Origin of the sequence: Curtobacterium citri (assembly GCF_030362955.1) — a bacterium.
GTDB lineage: Bacteria > Actinomycetota > Actinomycetes > Actinomycetales > Microbacteriaceae > Curtobacterium > Curtobacterium citri.
Genome location: NZ_JAUCML010000001.1, coordinates 75,208 through 94,390, shown reverse-complemented (window position 1 = coordinate 94,390; position 19,183 = coordinate 75,208). Strand labels below are relative to the sequence as shown.

14 protein-coding genes are annotated in these 19,183 nt (G+C 73.5%); 5 read left to right on the top strand and 9 right to left on the bottom strand.

What is annotated here, in order from left to right:
• Positions 1–167: 167 nt before the first annotated feature.
• The 3 genes from QUG92_RS00420 to QUG92_RS00410 all read left to right on the top strand — a co-directional run bounded on the left by QUG92_RS00420 (position 168) and on the right by QUG92_RS00410 (position 5,063).
• Entirely contained in the window at positions 168–1,937 is a 1,770-nt protein-coding gene (locus tag QUG92_RS00420) for a pectate lyase-like domain-containing protein (RefSeq protein ID WP_289457158.1), read from the top strand.
• A 154-nt stretch (positions 1,938–2,091) separates the two neighbouring features.
• Positions 2,092–3,612, top strand: a complete 1,521-nt coding sequence (locus QUG92_RS00415) for a cryptochrome/photolyase family protein (RefSeq protein WP_289457156.1) — start codon at positions 2,092–2,094, stop codon at positions 3,610–3,612.
• A gap of 119 nt (positions 3,613–3,731) precedes the next feature.
• The gene (locus QUG92_RS00410; protein ID WP_182045608.1) at positions 3,732–5,063 is read left to right on the top strand and encodes a GNAT family N-acetyltransferase; all 1,332 of its coding nucleotides are present in this window, start codon (positions 3,732–3,734) and stop codon (positions 5,061–5,063) included.
• 55 nt (positions 5,064–5,118) lie between these two features.
• On the opposite strand, the gene QUG92_RS00405 is transcribed toward QUG92_RS00410, so the two are convergent.
• Genes QUG92_RS00405 through QUG92_RS00395 form a run of 3 tightly spaced genes read right to left on the bottom strand, consistent with a single transcriptional unit; the run spans position 5,119 to position 7,781 of the window.
• Positions 5,119–5,439 carry a hypothetical protein gene (locus QUG92_RS00405; protein WP_289457153.1) on the bottom strand — a complete coding sequence of 107 codons (321 nt, stop codon included), beginning with the start codon at positions 5,437–5,439 and terminating at the stop codon, positions 5,119–5,121.
• Between the two features lie 36 nt (positions 5,440–5,475).
• The gene (locus tag QUG92_RS00400) at positions 5,476–6,909 is read right to left on the bottom strand and encodes a phytoene desaturase family protein (RefSeq protein WP_289457151.1); all 1,434 of its coding nucleotides are present in this window, start codon (positions 6,907–6,909) and stop codon (positions 5,476–5,478) included.
• Positions 6,906–7,781 carry a UbiA family prenyltransferase gene (locus QUG92_RS00395; protein WP_182045605.1) on the bottom strand — a complete coding sequence of 292 codons (876 nt, stop codon included), beginning with the start codon at positions 7,779–7,781 and terminating at the stop codon, positions 6,906–6,908. Before QUG92_RS00395 ends, QUG92_RS00400 begins: the two co-directional genes overlap by 4 nt.
• An 83-nt stretch (positions 7,782–7,864) precedes the next feature.
• Here QUG92_RS00395 and QUG92_RS00390 point away from each other — a divergent pair, with 83 nt between their 5' ends.
• The gene (locus QUG92_RS00390; RefSeq protein WP_289457150.1) at positions 7,865–9,073 is read left to right on the top strand and encodes a glycosyltransferase; all 1,209 of its coding nucleotides are present in this window, start codon (positions 7,865–7,867) and stop codon (positions 9,071–9,073) included.
• Positions 9,074–9,111: 38 nt separating this feature from the next.
• Here the strand turns inward: QUG92_RS00390 and QUG92_RS00385 are convergent, their stop codons facing one another.
• From QUG92_RS00385 to QUG92_RS00360, 6 genes are all read right to left on the bottom strand, one after another.
• A complete protein-coding gene (locus tag QUG92_RS00385; protein WP_289457148.1) occupies positions 9,112–10,068 on the bottom strand; it encodes a hypothetical protein in 957 nt (318 codons plus the stop codon).
• Positions 10,069–10,166: 98 nt separating this feature from the next.
• Entirely contained in the window at positions 10,167–11,426 is a 1,260-nt protein-coding gene (locus tag QUG92_RS00380; protein ID WP_289457146.1) for an FAD-binding protein, read from the bottom strand.
• Between the two features lie 10 nt (positions 11,427–11,436).
• Positions 11,437–12,954 (bottom strand): L-arabinose isomerase, encoded by a 1,518-nt coding sequence (gene araA / locus QUG92_RS00375; RefSeq protein ID WP_289457144.1) that lies wholly within the window; start codon positions 12,952–12,954, stop codon positions 11,437–11,439.
• Entirely contained in the window at positions 12,951–13,661 is a 711-nt protein-coding gene (locus QUG92_RS00370; protein ID WP_289457142.1) for an L-ribulose-5-phosphate 4-epimerase, read from the bottom strand. Before QUG92_RS00370 ends, araA begins: the two co-directional genes overlap by 4 nt.
• Positions 13,658–15,421: a xylulokinase gene (locus QUG92_RS00365; RefSeq protein ID WP_289457140.1), complete on the bottom strand. Its 1,764-nt coding sequence runs from the start codon at positions 15,419–15,421 to the stop codon at positions 13,658–13,660. The genes QUG92_RS00370 and QUG92_RS00365 overlap by 4 nt, the downstream gene beginning before the upstream one ends.
• 601 nt (positions 15,422–16,022) lie before the next feature.
• Positions 16,023–17,027, bottom strand: coding sequence for a LacI family DNA-binding transcriptional regulator (locus tag QUG92_RS00360; protein WP_220456179.1), 1,005 nt, complete (start codon positions 17,025–17,027; stop codon positions 16,023–16,025).
• 139 nt (positions 17,028–17,166) lie between these two features.
• On the opposite strand from QUG92_RS00360, the gene QUG92_RS00355 reads away from it, so the two are divergent.
• Entirely contained in the window at positions 17,167–19,167 is a 2,001-nt protein-coding gene (locus QUG92_RS00355) for a glycoside hydrolase family 127 protein (protein WP_289457137.1), read from the top strand.
• Positions 19,168–19,183 lie beyond the last annotated feature (16 nt).

The following is a 19,183-nucleotide window of genomic DNA, read 5'->3' as shown; positions in this document are numbered from 1 at the left end:
ACGGGCGGGGCGGGGCAGCTCCGTGCCTCCCGGCCGACGTGACCCCCGTTCGGGGTACGCGCTTGTCCGCCGCAGCACCGACTGCCGCGCCCCGCGGGCGGGTCTACCGTCTGTTGCGGGCGGCAACGGGGCCGCCCGACGACGAATCGAGCATCATGCAACGACGGATGAGCACGCTCCTCGCGACGATCACGGCGGTCGGCCTGGTCGGCGCCCTGACGCCGGCCCTGCAGGCACAGGCAGCGGTCCCGACCAGCGACACCCCGGACTTCGGGAGCAACGTCAAGGTCTACAGCCCGTCGACACCGACCTCGACCATCCAGGCCGACGTGGACGCGGCGTTCAACGCGCAGCTGCGGAGCACCACCGCGCAGTTCGGGTCGCAGCGGTACGCGTTCCTGTTCAAGCCGGGCAGCTACGGCCGGGTCTGGGCGAACCTGGGCTTCTACACGTCCGTGGCGGGTCTCGGCAGGAACCCCGACGACGTCACGATCAACGGGGCGGTCAACGTCGACTCCGGGTGGAACGCCGGCGACGAGAAGAACGCCACGCAGAACTTCTGGCGGTCGGTCGAGAACCTGGCGATCGTGCCCGAGGGCGGCACCGACCGGTGGGCCGTGTCGCAGGCCGCGCCGATGCGCCGCGTGCACGTGAAGGGCAACCTGACGATGGGGCCGTCCAACCAGGACGGCGGCCAGGGCTACTCGTCCGGCGGGTACATCGCCGACTCGAAGGTCGACGGCACCGTGACGAGCGGCTCGCAGCAGCAGTGGTACACCCGCAACTCCACGCTCGGGTCGTGGCAGGGCGGCAACTGGAACATGACCTTCTCGGGTGTCCAGGGTGCGCCCGCGAACGACTTCGCGAAGAGCTACACCACCCTGGCGACGACGCCGGTCACCCGCGAGAAGCCGTACCTGTACGTCGACTCGTCGAACAAGTACCACGTGTTCGTGCCGTCGCTGCGGACGAACTCCTCCGGCGTCACGTGGCCGGACACCGCCGGGACCGACATCCCGATGCGGAACTTCTACGTCGCGCACCCGGGCGACTCCGCGGCGACGATCAACAGCGCGCTCGCGCAGGGGCTGAACCTGTTCTTCACCCCCGGCACGTACCAGCTGAACGCCGCACTGAACGTCACGCGTGCCGACACCGTCGTGACGGGCATCGGCTTCCCGACGCTCGTGCCGACGGCCGGCAACGCGGTCATCACCTCGAACGACGTCTCCGGCGTCAACGTCTCGAACCTCGTCGTCGACGCGGGCACGCAGAACAGCGCGCAGCTCGTCCGCCTCGGCACCAGCGGCTCGCACGTCGACCACGCCGCCGACCCGCAGAGCATCCAGGACGTCTTCTTCCGCGTCGGCTCGAGCATCCAGGGCAAGGCCACGACGACGCTGCAGGTCAACGCCGACGACACGCTGGTCGACCACATCTGGGCCTGGCGAGCCGACCACGGCGGCGCGGCCACCGGCTGGAACGTCAACACCGGCGCGACCGGCGTCGAGGTGAACGGCGACGACGTGCTCGCCACCGGGCTGTTCGTCGAGCACTACCAGAAGTACGAGGTGCTCTGGAACGGCAACCGCGGTCGCACGATCTTCTTCCAGAACGAGATGCCCTACGACGTGCCGGACAACGCCTCGTGGCAGAGCCCCACGGGCGCCGGGTACGCGGCCTACAAGGTCGCCTCCGGGGTGACGAACCACGAGATCTGGGGCGGCGGTGTGTACTGCTTCTTCAACACGAACCCGTCGGTGCACGCGGACCGCGCGTTCGAGACCCCGACCACCTCGGGCATCCGGGCGCACGGGCTCGTGACGGTCTCGCTCGGTGACACCGGGACGATCTCGAGCGTCATCAACGGCGTCGGTGGATCGGTGCCGACGCCCGCGGGCAACACCGCGCCGAACCGCGTCGCGTCGTACAACTGAGCCGAGGCACGGGCAAGCGACCACCACGGTCGAGCGGGGTCGTCGGCGCGAGCCGGCGGCCCCGCTGCCGTGCCGGACAGCACGCACGACCGCTCGACGGACGGGGCACACGCGCCGTCAGCCGGACGTCACACGTCGCCGGTAGCGTCCGGGCATGGCACCCGAGCGCGGCAGCACCGAAGCCGGCAGCACCGACCGCAGCAGCACCGATCGCCGTCGCCTCGTCCTGCCCGGGCAGTACGGACCCCTGTTCGACGACGGCGGCCCCGCCCTGGTCGTCGAGGCCCGCGAGTTCTTCACCGCGCGCCCGGTGCACCGCGCCAAGGCACACCTCTGGCTGAGCGCCCTGCGGCACCGCGTCCGCGAGCTCGGCGACCGCGCCGAGCACGTGCAGGTCGACACCCTCCGGGAGGCGCTGGTCGGCCGCGACGACCTCGACGTGGTCGACCCGCCCTCCCGGACCCTCCGCGCCCAGGTCCGGCACTGGGGCCGCGGGACCGAGGTCCTGCCGAGCCGCGGGTTCGTCACCGACGAGGCCGAGTTCGCCGAGTGGGCGGCGCAGGGCACCGGACGGTTCCGGATGGAGACCCACTACGAGCGGGTCCGCCGGCGCGAGGGCTGGCTGATGCAGTCCGACGGGCCGATCGGCGGGAAGTTCAGCCTCGACGACCAGAACCGCGAGCCGCCGCCCCGGGGCGCGACGACGCTCGGGCTGCCGGACCCCTGGTGGCCGACCGAGGACGACATCGACGACGAGGTCCGGCACGACCTCGACCGCTGGGAGCGCGACGGGGTGGCGAGGTTCGTCGGCCGCGACGACACCCGCCGCTTCGCCGTCACCGCGGACGAGGCCCGACAGGCCCTCGACGACTTCGTGCAGGTGCGCCTCGGTGACTTCGGCCCCTTCGAGGACGCCACGCTCACGAACGACTGGACGATGGCGCACTCGCTGCTCAGCGTCCCGATGAACCTCGGGGTGCTCGACCCGTTCGAGGTCGTCGAGGCCGCACTCGTCGCGCACCGCGACCACGACGCCCCGCTCGCGAGCGTGGAGGGCTTCGTCCGCCAGGTCGCCGGCTGGCGCGACTACGTCTGGCACCTCTACTGGTGGTTCGGCGACGACTACGGCGCCGAGGAGAACGCCCTCGGCGCGCACGAGCGGATCCCCCGCTGGTGGCAGGAGCTCGACGCGTCGGCGATCGACGCCGTCTGCCTGTCCACCGCGATGGAGGGCCTGCACGACCACGGCTGGCTCCACCACATCCAGCGGCTCATGGTGCTCGGCAACTGGGCCCTGCAGCGCGGGTACGACCCGGTGCACCTGACCGAGTGGTTCACCGACGTGTTCGTCGACGGCACCGACTGGGTGATGCCCGCGAACATCATCGGCATGTCACAGCACGCCGACGGCGGGATGGTCGCGACGAAGCCCTACGCGTCCGGCGGGCGGTACATCGACCGGATGTCGGACCACTGCGGCGGCTGCCGGTACGACCCCACGAAGCGGCTCGGCGAGGACGCCTGCCCGTTCACCGCCGGCTACTGGGCGTTCCTGTCGCGCACGGAACCGGCGCTGCAGGACAACCCGCGGATGATGCGGCCGCTCCAGCAGATGCGGCGACTCACGGACCTCGACGAGGTGGTGGCCCAGGAGACGCGACGCGGCACGCCCTGACCGGCTGTCCAGTCCGTCGGGACCGTGTGACGGACTGGAGGCGCGGTGCGGCGCCGCCCCGCGCCTCCCGTCCGACGTCCGCTCACCGCCCGGACGGGGCACACCGGTAGGGTCGGCTCGTGGCCAGCAACGACGCATTCGACGACCGCTACGACCTGCGCGAGTTCGCGCCGACGACCGACGACCAGGGGGCGCCGACGCCGGAGACCGAGGCGTGGATGCGCGCCGTCGGGCTCGGGTTCCACGAGCCGCACCCCGACGCCGAGGGCGCTGCCCGCATGGCGTCGCACTTCCTCGAGGACCAGGAGACCTTCCTCGGCGCGTACCTGCGGGACCCCCTCCCCGGGTCCGTCGACGAGACGTGGCCGGCCGGCACGTTCACGTGGTTCCGCAAGCGGCTCAGCTGGGGCGACGGCGCCTCGATCGACACGCAGGCGATCTCCGCCGTGACCGTCCGACCCACCGAGCGTCGGCGCGGGATCCTCCGCCGGATGATGACCCACGCCCTCGAGCGCGGCGTCGCCGAGGGGTACGCCGTCGCCTCGCTCACCGCGTCCGAGGGCACGATCTACCGCCGGTTCGGGTTCGGCAGCGCGATTCGCGAGCGCGCCGTCCGCGTCCGCCGCGAGCGCGCGCTCCCCCTGCTCGCCCCGACGACCGGCACCGTCGCCGTCGTCACGCCGGAGTGGCTCGCGGGCGGCGTCGGCCGCGCCGTCTTCGACCGGTTCGACGCCCGCACCCCGGGGTCCATGGTGCGCAACGCCGGCACGTGGCCGATCGTGTTCGGGCTGCGTGACGGCGAGGGCAAGCCCGCGACCGACGTCCGCGCCGCGGTGCACCGTCCCGCCGGCGCGACCGCCGCCTCGGACGTCGACGGCTACGTGACGTGGCGCGTCAAGGAGGGTCGCGGCGGCACCGACACCGTGCTCGAGGTCGTCGACCTGGTGTACGCCACCGACGCCGCGTACCTGTCGCTGTGGGAGTTCCTGCTGTCGATCGACCTCAACGACGTCGTCCGGTACACCCGCTCGCGGCTCGACGACCCGGTCGTCGCGGCGCTCGGGGACAACCGCGCCTACGACGTCGAGCACGAGGAGGACCACGTCTGGCTGCGGGTGCTCGACGTGCCCGCCGTGCTGACCTCGCGTCCGTACGCGGTCGACGGGTCGATCTCGCTCGCGGTGTCCGACGCGATGGGCTTCGCCGCCGGCACCTACCGTCTCGACGTCGTCGACGGACGGGGCACCGTGACCCGGACGGCCGACGACGACGGTGGCGAGGCGGACCTGCGGCTCGACGTGGCGGACCTCGGCGCGGTGCTCATCGGGTCGGTGTCGCCGGTGACGCTCGCGGCGGCGGGGCTCGTGCACGCGGACGACCCGGCGGCACCGGCGGTGTTCCGAGCGATGCTCGTGCCGCCGCGGGTGCCGCACGGGATCACGTACTTCTAGGCGCCCCGGGAGGCGCGAGGACTCCGCGGGAGCGGTCCTCGCGCCTCCGGCGACGTCACTCCAGCAACGACTGGACGGCGTTCCACAGGTCGAACTGCTTGCCGCCCGTGAAGAACGCTCCGGCGCGCTTGAACCGGTACTCCGTGGCCCCGGGCATGCCTGCGCCCTGCAGCCGGACGTGGCCGACCGGGCGACCGTCGTCGGCGCTCGTCACGGTCCAGTCGGACGGGGCACCGACCGGTGGGCCGTCGCAGGTCACGACGTACCGGTGCCCCGTGTCGGTCTCGACGTCGAACCGCGGTAGGTGGTCGAGGTCGGCGTCGCGGTCCTGGGGTCGACCCTGCACCGTGACCGTGCTGATGTTCGCCTGCACCACCCTGGTCTCCTCCTGATCGTTCGCCCTCGGCCGGTGTCAGGCCGGGTTCGCCTTGAGCAGCCGCTGCACGGCGATCATGGCGCCGCCCACCACCGCCGGGATGCCACCGCCGGGGTGCACCGACGCGCCGACGCGCCACAGCCAGGGCTTCCACGGGTTGTTGTACGACGGGCGGTGGAAGGGTCCGCTCAGCCACGGCGGCCGCGCTGCCCCGTAGAGCGCGCCGTGGGGTTCGCCCCCGCCGCCGTAGTACTGCGGGTCGAGCACGACCTGCTCGTCGAGCAGGTCGGTGAGGGGCCGGTCGAGGCCCATCGCGCTCGAGACCCGGTCGACCTCGCGTCGGACGAAGGGGTGCTCCACCGTATACCGCCCGCCGTCCGCGGGGGCGGTGAGCAGGATGCCGAGGGTGCTGCGCGGGTTCGGGTACACCTCGCCGGCGCGGTACTGGTTGACGAACACCATGGTGTCCGCCGGCTCGTCGCCCGCCTCGAGGCTCCGGTGGAGCGCAGCGGGCTTCGTGGGCAGCACGACGCTGTGCGTCGCGAGGGCGTCCGGCAGCTCCTCCCGCAGCACGCCGTACACCGCGACGGCCGAGCAGGACAGGGCGCGGGGGCGTCGACGGGGCAGGGTCGGGATCCGCGACGGACCCGTCAGCGTGGTCAGCCGGTCGGCGTCGAGTGCGCTGACGACCAGGTCGGCGCGGTGGTGCCCGACGTCGGTGGTGACGGAGCCGCGCTCGATGCGGGTGACGGCCTCGCCGGTGCGGACCTCGACCCCGGCCGCCTCGGCCAGCCGACCCAGCGCGAGCACGATCTCGTACACCCCGCCGCGCGGCACCCAGGCCCCGGTCTCCGCCATGATCGCGGGCATGCTCGCGTAGAGGGCGGGGGTGCGCGACGGCGAGACGCCCGCGTTGAGGGTGTGGATCGCGATGATCTCGCGCAGCCCGTCCGGCAGCCACGGCAGGCTGTCGAGGTAGGCGCGTGTGGTGAGCCGTGAACCGTACACGGCCAGCAGCCTGCGGAGCGCGGGCAGCGCGGCCCGGTCGAGCGGGTCGGCGAGCAGCAGCTCGGTCACGTCGTCGGCGAGCGGCGCATGCAGGTCGGCGAAGCGTCGCCAGGCGGGGTACCAGGGGTGGTCGGGTGCCACCGGCAGGGAGGTCTCCTCGCCGTCGTGGTAGTACCGGCCGACCTCGGGCATCCGCACCAGGTCGAGGCCGCCGACGTCACTCGTCCGGTCGGCGGGACGCCCGCCGTCGCCGAGTCGGCGCAGCAGCTCGTCCCACACCGCGGGGAAGGTCACCAGCGACGGCCCGGTGTCGATGCGGTCCGCCCCGAGCTGGATGCGGCGACTCTTGCCGCCGAGCTCGGCGGAGGCCTCGAGCAGGGTGACCCGGTGCCCCGCGTGCGCGAGCAACGCGGCGGCGGTCAGTCCGCCGATCCCGCCGCCGACCACGACGATCCGACTCATGCGCGGCCTCCCAGGACGATCGAGACCAGGAGCAGCACCCCGGCGAACGAACCCGCGATGTAGGGGAACGCGACCGACAGGCGGTAGAGGCGGTGCCCGGTCTCCGGCGTCGGGTCGCGCAGCAGGGACACCACGAGGATGCCGGCGATCAGGAGGTTGACGGCGGCCACGGGCATGCTCACCACGGCGAACAGCGCCGTGGAGACGAGCCACCACACCCCGCTCCAGACCGCGGTCCCGCGCGCGCCGAGCCGCACGGCGGTGGTGGTGATGCCCGCGTCACGGTCCTCGACGATGTCCTGGACCGCGTCGAAGGCGTGCTTCGCCACGCTCCACGCCATCAGCCCGAGGGCGGCGGGCCAGACCGGCGTCACCTCGAGGGCAGCGGGCACGATGACGAGCGGCAGCGCGTAGGCCGCGTTGCTCAGCGAGTCGAGGAAGGGCCGTGCCTTGAAGCGCAGCGGCGGTGCCGAGTAGAAGACGAAGACACCCACGTAGAGCAGGATCGCGACGTTCGCGAGCGGCGGCAGCGTGAGGGCGAAGAGGACGAGGAACGGGACGTTGACGGCCGCCACGGCCCAGGCGATGAGGCGGACCTCGGACTGACGGATCCGCGCACCCTCGATGGAGCCCTTGCGCGGGTTGGCCGCGTCGGTGTCCTGGTCGTAGATGTCGTTGACGCCGTAGATGAGCAGGTTGAACGGCAGGGTCAACCACAGGATCACCGGGAGTGCCCGGAGGTCGAACAGCGAGCCGGTCAGCCAGACGGCGACGAGCCCGGACCCGATCGTGTTGATCCAGAGCACCGGTCGCGAGATGTGGACGAGGCGGCGCACGGCGAGACCGAGCCCCGACGGTGCGGTACTCGACATCGTTCCACCACCGTCTGTCACGAGGTCGAGCGTACGCGCCGCCGGTCGGCACCGCGTGACGGTGCCCGGGCCACACTGGTCGGATGCGCATGATGCTGCTCACCGCAGGCACCCGAGGCGACGTGGAGCCGTTCACTGCGCTGGCACGGCACGCCGCCGCCCGCGGTCACGAGGTCCGGCTGGCACTGCCCGACGACGCCGTCGCACCCGCGGACGTGGACACCGTGCCCCTCGGTCTGGACGCCCGTCGGGTGCTCGCGCCCGCCGGACGCTCCCCGTTCGCGATCGCACACCACGTGCGCTCCGAGGTGCGGCCCGCGATGCGGCGCATGTTCGCCGCCGCGGTGCGGGAGACCGTCGCCTTCGACCCCGACGTGGTGGTGCACCACCCGCTGATCCTCAGTGCCCCGATGGTGGCGGACACGCTCGGCGTGCCCCGCGTGCTGGCGGAGTTCGCGCCCGTGGCGACCCCGAGCGCGCGCTTCCCCGCCGCCGGCGGTCCGACGGCCACCCGTGACCTCGGCTCGGGCAACCGGACCAGCTACGCCGTGCCGCGCGCCGCCGCACGCCTGTTCGACGCCGACGTCGCGCGTGCCGCCGACGGGTTGCCGGGAGGTCGTGGTCCCGCCCGGCGGTCGTCCTCGCGGGCGACCCTGATGGCGGTCAGCCCCGCGCTGCTGCCGCGTCCGGACGACTGGCCGGAGCGTGTCCACCAGACGGGTGCCTGGTACGAGGACGGACCGGCCGCCGACCCCGCCGTCGCCGCGTTCCTCGACGCCGGCCCGTTCGTCGTGGCGTCGCTCGGTTCGATGGCCTCGCTCGGTCCGTCGGGCGCGGAGGACGCATCTGCGCGCGGACGTGCGGTCGTCACGGCCGCCCGGTTCCACGGTCTCCGCGTGTTGCTCGTCACCGGGTGGGGCGGCCTCGCGCTGCCGCCGGAGTGCCGCGGTCCGGACGTGCTCGCGGTGCGGTCCGCACCGTTCGACGCGGTGTTGCCGGGTGCGGCCCTCGCGGTGCACCACGGCGGGGCCGGCACCTCCCACGCGGTCGCGCGGGCCGGCGTGCCCGCCGTCGTCGTGCCCGTGACGGCCGACCAGCCGTTCTGGGCCGCGCAGCTGCACCGGCAGGGGATCGCCGCGGCGGCGGTCCCGCTGCGGCGCCTGTCGGCCTGGACGCTCGCTTCGGCGATGGGCGATGCCCTGTCCCGCCGCGAGCGGGCGGCAGAGGTGGGTCGGCTCGTGCGGCGGGAGCACGGCGTGCGGCGGGCGGTCGACGTGCTCGAGTCCCTCTGAGACCCCGTCCCACCGTCCGTCCCCCGACAGCGGAGGGGTCAGCGGTCGAACAGGCCGCCGAGGAAGTCGTTGCCGATGTTCGACGCCTGCTCGCCCAGGCCGGATGCCTGCTCGCCCAGGCCGGATGCCTGCTCGCCCAGCCCGCTCGCCTGCTCGCCCAGGCCGCCGAGGAACTGCTCGCCCTCGGCCGCGAAGCCCTCGACCCCGCCGCCGAGATCGGCCAGGCCGAGGTCGCCGATCCCGGACGCGATGCCCTCGAAGTCGACGCCGAGGTCCGCAGCACCGGCGAGCACCGGCGCGGCGGCCGCACTGACGACGGCGCCACCGGCGACCGCCACGGCCAGGCCGCCGACCGCCATCGCACCGGCTCCGACCGCGGCGCCGCCGGCGAAGGCACCACCGCGCCCGCCCGTCGACCGGCCGGACCCGCCGAGCACGCGACGGATGAGCCCGGGGCGGGACATCTCCCCGCGGGTCATCGCGCGCGCCATGCCGCCCGACGAGTCGTCGCGCAGGTGCTCGTGCGGCGGCAGCTCGGAGTTGAGTCGGTCACGGACCTGCTGCCGCTGCGCCGGTGTGAGGCGTGCGAACGCGTCGTGGTGGACCTGCTCGAGCTGGTCGGGGTTCGACGTGCGCAGCAGGTAGTCGTACTTCGCCAGTGCCACCTTGTCGGGGTCGGCCTGGCCGTGCTGCTGCGGTCGGCCACCGTGCTGCGGCTGCCCGTACTGCTGCTGGCGGGGTTGCTGCTGGCCGTACTGCTGCTGCTGGGGCTGCCCGTACTGCTGCTGCTGCTGCTGTCCGTGCGGGCGCTGCTGCCGCGAGCGGTCGTCGCCCGTCAGCTTGTCCGCGGCCGTGCGGACGATGTCACGCCAGTCGCTCCCGCCCGAGGACGGCTGCTGGTTGCCAGCGGCGGCGTTCCCCTGACCGCGCTGCTTCTGCATCTGCTTGTCGATGACCTTCGAGGCCATGCCGAGGATCCGGTTGAGGTTCGCCATGCACCAACCTTTGTGATCACACATGTGAGCACTCAGCGACCCACCCGTGCCCGAGCCGTCGAACTCCTGCACATCTGCTGATCCCGCCCGCTCGTGGGTCAGGACAGCACGCGCGCCAGGAACGCGTTCCGGAAGCGCCCGGCCGGGTCGAGGTCGCGCGCGAGGGCCGCGAAGTCGTCGAGCCGCGGGTACACCTCGTGCAGCCGTTCCACGCCCGCCGCCGACACCTTGCCCCAGTGCGGCCGCGGGTCGAACGGCGCGAGGACCGCCTCGATCCGCTCGACCGCCGACGCGACTGCCGCCGGGTCGCGACGGAAGGTGAAGTGCAGTCCGACCGACTGCCGGCCGGTCGAGGGCGCGAGCCACGCGGTGTCCGCCGCGATCGTCCGGACCTCCGCGGCGATGAGCAGCGGGGCGAACACCGGCTCGAGCGGGCGGAGGGCGTCGAGCGCCGCGACGGCGTGCGCCGCGGGGATCAGGTACTCCGCCTGGATCTCCGCTCCGGTGGACGGCGTGAAGGTCGACCGGAAGTGCGGCAGCCGCTCGGCCCAGGAGCCGGGGACGCCGCCCTGCTCGGTGACGCTCGCGGCGTCGTTCTCACCCGGGTGCACCGGTCCGTCGGCGCGGCGGGCACCGAGGGCGACGAGGTCGACCGCGGGCCCGGGCTCGTCGACGCGGTGCTTCGTCCACACCTGCCGGGCGCCGCGGTCGTCGAACGAGGTGAACATCGACACTGAGTAGGCATCGGACATCACGTCGTCGAAGTGGGCCGACACGGCGTCCCAGGGCAGGTCGAGGTGCACGGTCGTGGCGACCTGGAACGTCGGCTCGATCGCGAGCTCGACCGCGGTGACGACACCGAGCGCCCCGAGGGCCACCCGGTGCGCGTCGAGGGTGTCGTCGGGCGACGAGGCGTCGACCCGGTCGACCGCGCCGGAGGCGCGGACGACGTCGAGGCCGACCACGGCCTGCGCGAGCGAGGGGTTGCGGACGCCCGAGCCGTGCGTGCCCGTCGCGACCGCACCGGCGACCGAGATGTGCGGCAGGGAGGCGAGGTTCGCGAGGGCCCAGCCACGGGCCTCCAGTCCGGACGCCACCTGGCTGTGCGTCATCCCGGCCGCGACGCGCACGACCCGGCGCGTCTCGTCGATCTCGAGCAGCGGCGGGAGCCCGGCGAGCGTGACCTGCACGGCGTCGGTGTCGGCGATCTCGTTGAACGAGTGCGTCGACCCGAGCGCCGTCAGGCGCGGCGTGGCCGCGACGAGCTGCTGGAGCTCCGCCACCGAGGTGGGGCGTTCCAGCGCGGAAGCACGGTAGGTGACGTTCCCCGCCCAGTTGGTGCGCGTCGTCGCGGCCACGGTCACGGTCCTAGAACCCGCGGTCGAGACGGTGCCACGCCTGCTGGAGGCGCAGCTCGTCGCGGAAGCCGCGGGCCGTGGTGTGCTCGTCGATGACGAGGAACTCGGTGCCGACCATGGTCGCGAGGTCCTCGACGACCTGCAGGCCGACGGCCGTCGTCATCACGGTGTGGTGCGCGGCGCCGGCGGTGAGCCAGGCCTCCGCGGCGACGGGGAACGACGGACGCGGTTCCCAGACGGCGCGGCCGACGGGGAGCTTCGGCAGCGCCTCGGTCGGGGGCACGACGTCGACGACGTTCGCGGTCAGGCGGAAGCCGTCGCGGGTGTCGGAGAGCGCGACCACCACGGCCTCGCCGGCGTCGGCCGTGAAGACCAGGCGCACCGGGTCGTCCTTGCCGCCGATGCCGAGCGGGTGGATCTCGAGCGTCGGCGTCGAGGTGGTGAGCGTCGGCGAGACCTCGAGCATGTGCGCGCCGAGGATCTTCTCGGCGCCCGGGGTGAGGTCGTACGTGTAGTCCTCCATCAGGGAGGCCCCACCGGGCAGACCCGCGCCGGCGACGTTCATCGCGCGGACGAGGACGGCGGTCTTCCAGTCGCCCTCGGCACCGAAGCCGTAGCCGTCGGCCATGAGCCGCTGGACCGCGAGGCCGGGCAGCTGCTTCAGCGTGCCGAGGTCCTCGAAGTTCGTGGTGAAGGCGGCAGAACCGTTCTGCGACAGGAGCGCGCGGAGGCCGAGCTCGATCGCCGCTCCGTCGCGGAGCGCCTGGCGACGAGCGCCACCGTCCTGCAGTTCGGGCACCAGGTCGTAGGAGGCGTCGTAGGTCGCGACCAGGGCGTCGATGTCCTGCTCGCTCGCTGCCTCGACCGCTGCCGCGAGCTCGTTCACGGCCCAGGTGTTCACCTGCACGCCGAGCTCGATCTCCGCCTCGGTCTTGTCGCCCTCGGTGACGGCGACGTAGCGCATGTTGTCACCGAAGCGCGTGAGCTTGAGCTCCCGGACGGCGGCCGCACCGGCCGCGGCGCGGGTCCAGTTCGCCACCCGCTGCTGCACGCGGGGGTCGGAGACGTGCCCGACGGCCGTGGCGTGCCGGACCCCGAGACGCGCCAGGGCGTACCCGAACTCGCGGTCGCCGTGCGCGGCCTGGTTGAGGTTCATGAAGTCGAAGTCGATGTCGCCCCACGGCAGCGCGACGTTCGCCTGCGTGTGCAGGTGCAGCAGCGGCTTCGTCAGCGCCTGCAGGCCACCGATCCACATCTTCGCCGGGCTGAACGTGTGCATCCACGTGGTGACGCCGATCACCCGGTCGTCCGCACTGGCCTCGATGAGGGCGCGGCGGATGCCGTCGGCGTCCTTGAGGACCGGCTTCCACACGAGCTTGACCGGCAGTGCGCCTGCGAGCTGCGCGTGCACGGCCTTGCTCTGCTCCTCGACCTGGCGGAGGGTCTCCTCGCCGTACAGGCCCTGGGAGCCGGTGAGGAACCAGACCTCGTAGCTGTCGAGGGTGGCCTGGGGGTTCACCTGCGTCATCGCATGGCTCCTTCGGGGTTCTGTCCGTAGACGTTCTGGTAGCGGTCGAAGAGTCGATCGACGTCGTTGGGCGCGATGGCCTTCGGTTCGCCGAGTTGGCGGGAGACGTGCACCGTCCGGGCGACGTCCTCGCACATCACGGCGGCCTTCACGGCGTCCTTCGCGTCCTTGCCGATCGTGAACACGCCGTGGTTCTGCATCAGCACCGCGCGGGAGCGGTGGCCGCTGAGCGTGTCGACGATGCCGCGGCCGATCGAGTCGTCGCCGATGATCGCGAAGGGGCCGACCGGGATCGGTCCGCCGAACTCGTCCGCCATCGCCGTGATGACGCACGGGATCTCCTCGGCGCGGGCCGCCCACGCCGTCGCGTAGGTCGAGTGCGTGTGCACGACGCCGCCGACCTCGGGCATGTTCCGGTACACGAAGGCGTGCGCGGCGGTGTCGGAGGACGGGCCGTGCGCGTTGCCCCAGCCGTCCGCCGGGACGCCGTCGAGGGTGCAGACCACCTGGTTCTCCGGGGTCAGGTCGTCGCTCGACACCCCGCTCGGCTTGATGACGAACAGGTCGGTCCCGGGCACGCGCTGCGAGACGTTCCCGCCGGTCCAGATCACCAGGCCGTAGCGGACGAGCTCGCCGTGCAGGGCGGCGACGCGCTCGCGGGCCGCGGCGACGGCCGCCTTCGTCTCGTCGGTGGGCGCTTCGGTCATCGGATCGGCTCCTTCTGCTCGGTCGCTGCTGTCTGCTCGGCCGGGAGGCGCGGCTCGGCCCCGTCGGTCGGCTCGCCCTGGTCGGCGGGCGCGTCCGGGTCGGTCGGCTCGCCCTGGTCCGTCGGTGCGCTGGTGCGGGTCGCCGCTGCCGCCACGTCCTGCACGGGCAGGGCCGCGCGGTACCGGCCGAGGTAGTCCTGGAACCCCTCGACGTCCCGCTGGTCGGGCTCGGCGACGTGGACGGCGTCCCCGCCGAACACCGTGTCGGCGAGGAAGTCCGCCAGCGACCGGTCGGTGTGCTCGAGGTACGCGGCCAGGACGGCGATGCCCCAGGCACCGCCCTCACCGGCGGTCTCCTCGAGGGCGACCGGCACGCGCAACGCCGCGGCGAGCAGGCGCTGCGGTGCCCCGGGCGTGCGGAAGAGACCGCCGTGCGCGGTCATCCGGTCGACGGCGACGTGCTCGCCGTGCAGGACCTCCATGCCGATCGCGAGGGTGGCGAAGGCGCCGTGGACCTCGGAGCGGACCAGGTTGCCGAGGGTGAACCGGGCGCCCGGTGTGCGGAGCAGCAGCGGTCGGCCGTCTTCGACACCGGTCACGGGCTCGCCGGCCAGGTAGTTGAACGACAGCAGACCACCGGCGTCGGGGTCGGCGTCGGCCGCCTCGGCCAGGAGCGTCGCGTAGACGTCGTCGATGCTCGGTGCCGTGGTGCCGGCGCGCTCCCCCGCCGCCTCGGCGAACCGACCGAACACGCGTGCCCACGCCGCGATCTCGCTCGCACCGTTGTTGCAGTGCACCATCGCGACGGCGTCACCCGTGGGGGTCGTGACGACGTCGAGCTCCTCGTGCGGGGTGGACAGCGCCCGCTCGAGCACGACCATCGCGAAGATGCTCGTCCCGACGCTGACGTTGCCGGTCCGGGGCGCCACCGCGTTCGTCGCGACCATGCCCGTGCCCGCGTCTCCCTCGGGCGGGCAGAACGCCACGCCGGGCTGCAGGGTTCCGGTCGGGTCGAGCCAGGCGGCACCCTCGGGGGTCAGCGCACCCGCGTCCTCGCCGGCGACGAGCACGTCGGGCAGCAGTGCGCGGAGGTCGGGGACGCGCTCGCCGAGCAGGTCCTGCGTGGTCGCGAGCATGCCGGCGTCGTAGTCGCGGCGGCCGGGCTCCCCCGGGGCGCTGTCGACCGGTCCGGACTCGATCGGGAACATCCCGCTCGCGTCGCCGACGCCCAGGACGTCCTGGCCGGTGAGCATCCGGTGCACGTACCCGGCGAGGGTCGTGATGCCGGCGAGCTGGGCGACGTGGGGCTCCTCGTCCAGCACCGCCTGCACCAGGTGTGCGATCGACCAGCGCTGCGGCACGTTGAAGTCGAGCGCGTCGCTGAGGCGCTCGGCCGCGGGGCCGGTCGAGGTGTTGCGCCAGGTCCGGAACGGGACGAGCAGCTCGCCGTCCTCGTCGAACGCCAGGTAGCCGTGCATCATCGCGGAGACACCGGCGGCGCGGAAGGTCGTGGGGCGGACGCGGAACTGCCGCTCGACGTCGGCGACCAGGTCGGCGTAGGCCGCGCGGACCCCGGTCTCGACGGCGACGAGGGGGTAGGTCCACCGGCCGTCGACGTACTCGTTCTCCCACTCGTGGGAGCCGCTCGCGATCGGCCGGAGGTCCTCGTCGACCAGGACCGCCTTGATCCGGGTGGAGCCGAGCTCGATGCCGAGGGTCGTGCGGCCGTGTTCGACCTGCTGTCGGCGGTCGTCGCTCATGTGTCCTCCCGAGACCTCGTCGTCCTGCGTGAGCGCTCACATCCTGGCACGTGAGCGCTCACGCCTGCAACGCGACGGCGCGCCGCCCTGCTCGCGCGCGCCGGACCCACCCGCCGCCCGCCCGCCGAACGCCCACCGCCCGCTCGCCGAACGCCCTCCGCCCGCCCGCCGGACGGGCCGTTCCCGTCACCCTCGACGCCGCCCGGCGACGCCCGCTCGACGATCCTCACGCGGCGTGTCCTGCCCGCTCGGCGCCGTCCCACTCCACCCGCCTCGCCCGCACACCCGCACCCGCCCGGAACCGTGGGGCGCCGGCCGCCCTCCCGCTGAGCGGGCCGTTCCCGTCACACCCGACGCCGCCCGGCGACCGATTTCGCCCGCTCGACGATCCACGCGCGGCATGTCCTGCCCGCTCGGTGCCGGACCCACTCCGGCCGACTCGTCCGTGCCGACCCGCCCGTGTCGTGCTCGCCGAGGTCCCACGACTCGCCGCTCGCGTGCCGTCGAGGTCCCGAGGAGCAGGGCGCACGCCGCCGAGATGCCGCAATCGCGGAACCCGGGGAACCAGCGCGACGCCGAGCGCGACGCCGGGCCGCCCGGCCTAGGCGCCGACCGTGCTCTCGCGCACCACCAGGGACGGCGTCACCGACACCGACGCGGGCCGGCCACCGGCGACGAGCTCGAGCAGCGACCGCCCGGCGATCCGCCCGAGCTCGTCCAGCCGCATGTCCACGGTCGTCAGCGGCGGACGGCTCGCCAGCGCCACCACGTCCCAGTCGTCGTAGCCGGTCACCGCGACGTCGCCGGGGACGCTCCGGCCGGTCTCGCGCAGCCGGTCGCACACCCCGCGGGCGATCTGGTCGTTGCCGCACACCACCGCGTCCACGTCGGCCTGGGCACGGTCGAGCAGGTCCACGGCCTGCCGCCCCCACCGCTCCGACCACTCGCCGTGCATCGGCTCCCCCACCATGCGGTCCCCGAGCACCGACCGGGCTCCGGCCGCGCGGCTGACGGCGGAACGGGCGTCGGCCGGGCCGGAGACCACGGCCACCCGGCGCCGCCCGAGTGCCAGCACGTGCGCCGCGGCGTCGGCCGCGCCCCCGGCGTCGTCGAGGGTGACCGACACGTCCGACGCCGAGGTGGACGGGGTCAGCGCGTAGACGACCGGCACGGGGACGGGGACGTCGATCGGGGGGCGGGCGTCGGCGGAGCGGCCGGTGACGATGATGCCGTCGACCCCGCGGGCGACGAGCGAGCGGAGGTAGTGGGCCTCGCGGACGTGGTCGTCGCGGGTGTCGGCGAGCAGGACCATGACCTCGCCGGCGGACAGGGCGTCCTCGGCCCCGAGCAGCACCGGCATCGTGAACCGTCCGAACGAGTCCGTCGTGACCATGCCCACGGTGTACGTGCGACCGGACGACAGCGCACGAGCCCGGGCGTCGCCGACGAACCCGAGCTTCTCGGCGGCGTCCTTCACCCGCGCTCGGGTCTCGTCGCGCAGCTGCCCCGTGTCGTTGAGGGCCTTCGAGGCGGTGCCGATCGACACCCCGGCGAGCGCGGCGACGTCGGTGATGCGGGCGGGGCGGCCACTGCGGTCCTGGGGCACGGCAACGTCCTTTCCGGTCGGTGGTCGCGGTCCGAGCATACGCACAGCGGGTCTTGTGCAGCCGCGCGGCCTGCCGTAGCGTCAGCTACGGAAAGCGCTTTCCGCTCGGATCGCCGCTCGCCGGACGCAAGGAGGCGCCATGACCACCACGACCGCGACCGCCAGTGGTGCGCACACCGCGACCCCGGCCCTCCCGACCGACGGCGCACACCTCGCACTCCGCCCGCTGCCCGCCGGGCAGGCCCGCATCACCGGCGGCTTCTGGGCACTCCGTCAGGAGCGCAACGGGCGGGACGCGATCCGCAGCGGGTACCGGCAGCTCGAGGCCGCGGGCAACTTCCGCAACCTCCGCATTGCCGCCGGCGACGAGCAGGGCGAGGCGGTCGGCCCGATCTTCATGGACTCGGACGTCACGAAGTGGCTCGAGGCGGTGGCGTGGGAGTACGGCCGCGCCCCGGCCGACGACCTGCTCGAGCTGCAGCGCGAGGTCACCGCCCTGTACGGCCGGGCACAGGCCGAGGACGGCTACCTCGACTCGGTGCAGCAGGTCCGCGGCGGGGGCGAGCGGTACACGGACCTCGAGTGGAGCCACGAGCTGTACTGTGCCGGGCACCTGTACCAGGCGGCCGTCGCCCAGCACCGGGCCACGGGCGACACCGGGCTGCTCGAGATCGCGACCGAGAACGCCGACCACCTGGTCCGCACGTTCGGCGACGGCACCGCACCGGACGGCACGCCGAAGCTGCACGACATCGACGGCCACCCCGTCGTCGAGACGGGACTCGTCGAGCTGTACCGCGAGACGGGCACCCGCGCCTACCTCGACCTCGCGCACTGGTTCGTCGACGCCCGCGGGCACGGCATCATCGAGCGCGCCGGCGGCGAGCCGACGTACTTCTCCGACCGGGTCCCGGCGCGCGAGGCGACCACCGTCGAGGGGCACGCCGTGCGCGCGGTGTACCTGGCGGCCGGCGCGGTGGACGTCGCGATCGAGACCGGCGACACCGAACTCCTCGCTGCGAGCGAGCGGCAGTTCGCCGACATGCAGGCGACGAAGGCGTTCATCACCGGCGGGCTCGGCGCGCGCTGGGACTGGGAGGCGTTCGGCGACCCGTACGAGCTCCCGACGGACCGCGGCTACGCGGAGACCTGCGCCGCGATCGGCGGGATCCAGTGGGCGTGGCGCCTGCTCCTCGCGACCGGGAAGCCCGTCTACGCCGACGCGATCGAGCGCCTGCTCTACAACGCGTTCCTGCCGGGCGTGAGCCTCGCCGGCACCGAGTACTTCTACGTGAACCCGCTGCAGCACCGCGACGCCGCCCACCGGGACGAGAACCGCTCCCCCGCGCACGGCCGCCGCGGCTGGTTCGACTGCGCGTGCTGCCCGCCGAACATCATGCGGACGTTCGCGAGCCTGGACGGCTACCTCGCGACGACGACCGACGGCGGACTGCAGGTCCACCAGTACGCCACCGCGGACCTCGGACCGGTGCGCGTCGAGACCGGCTACCCGCACGACGGCCGCGTGGTCGTCACGGTCACCGAGGACGGCCCCCTGGCCCTCGGCCTGCGCATCCCCGCGTGGTCGGACACCACGACGGTCACCGGCGCGGGCGGCGAAGCGGTCCCGGCCCCCGGCACGCTCCACGTCGTCGAGCGCGAGTGGACCGCCGGCGACACCGTCGAGCTCCGCTTCGACACGACCCCGCACCGGTACGTCGCCGATCCCCGCATCGACGCCGCACGCGGTCAGGTCGCGATCGAGCGCGGCCCGCTCGTCTACGCCGTCGAGCAGGCGGACCAGCAGGGCTTCACGGTCGACGACCTGACGGTCGACGCCACCGCGCCGATCACCGAGGAGCGCCGCGACGACCTGCTCGACGGCGTCGTCACGCTGCGCGTGTCCGGGTCCGCCCCGACGCAGCACGAGCAGCCAGCGTGGCCGTACCGACGGCTGGACGAGCCGGGAGGCGCTGGTCGCGCCGGGCACGCGACCAGCGTCGTCGACGCGGCCGGCCCCGGCGACGCGACCACGGACCTCCAGGCCGGGTCACCCGTCACCGCGACCGCCGTGCCGTACTACGCGTGGGCGAACCGCGGCGCAGCACCGATGCGCGTCTGGCTCCCGCTCCGGCGCTGAGCCGGGTGCACGAGCG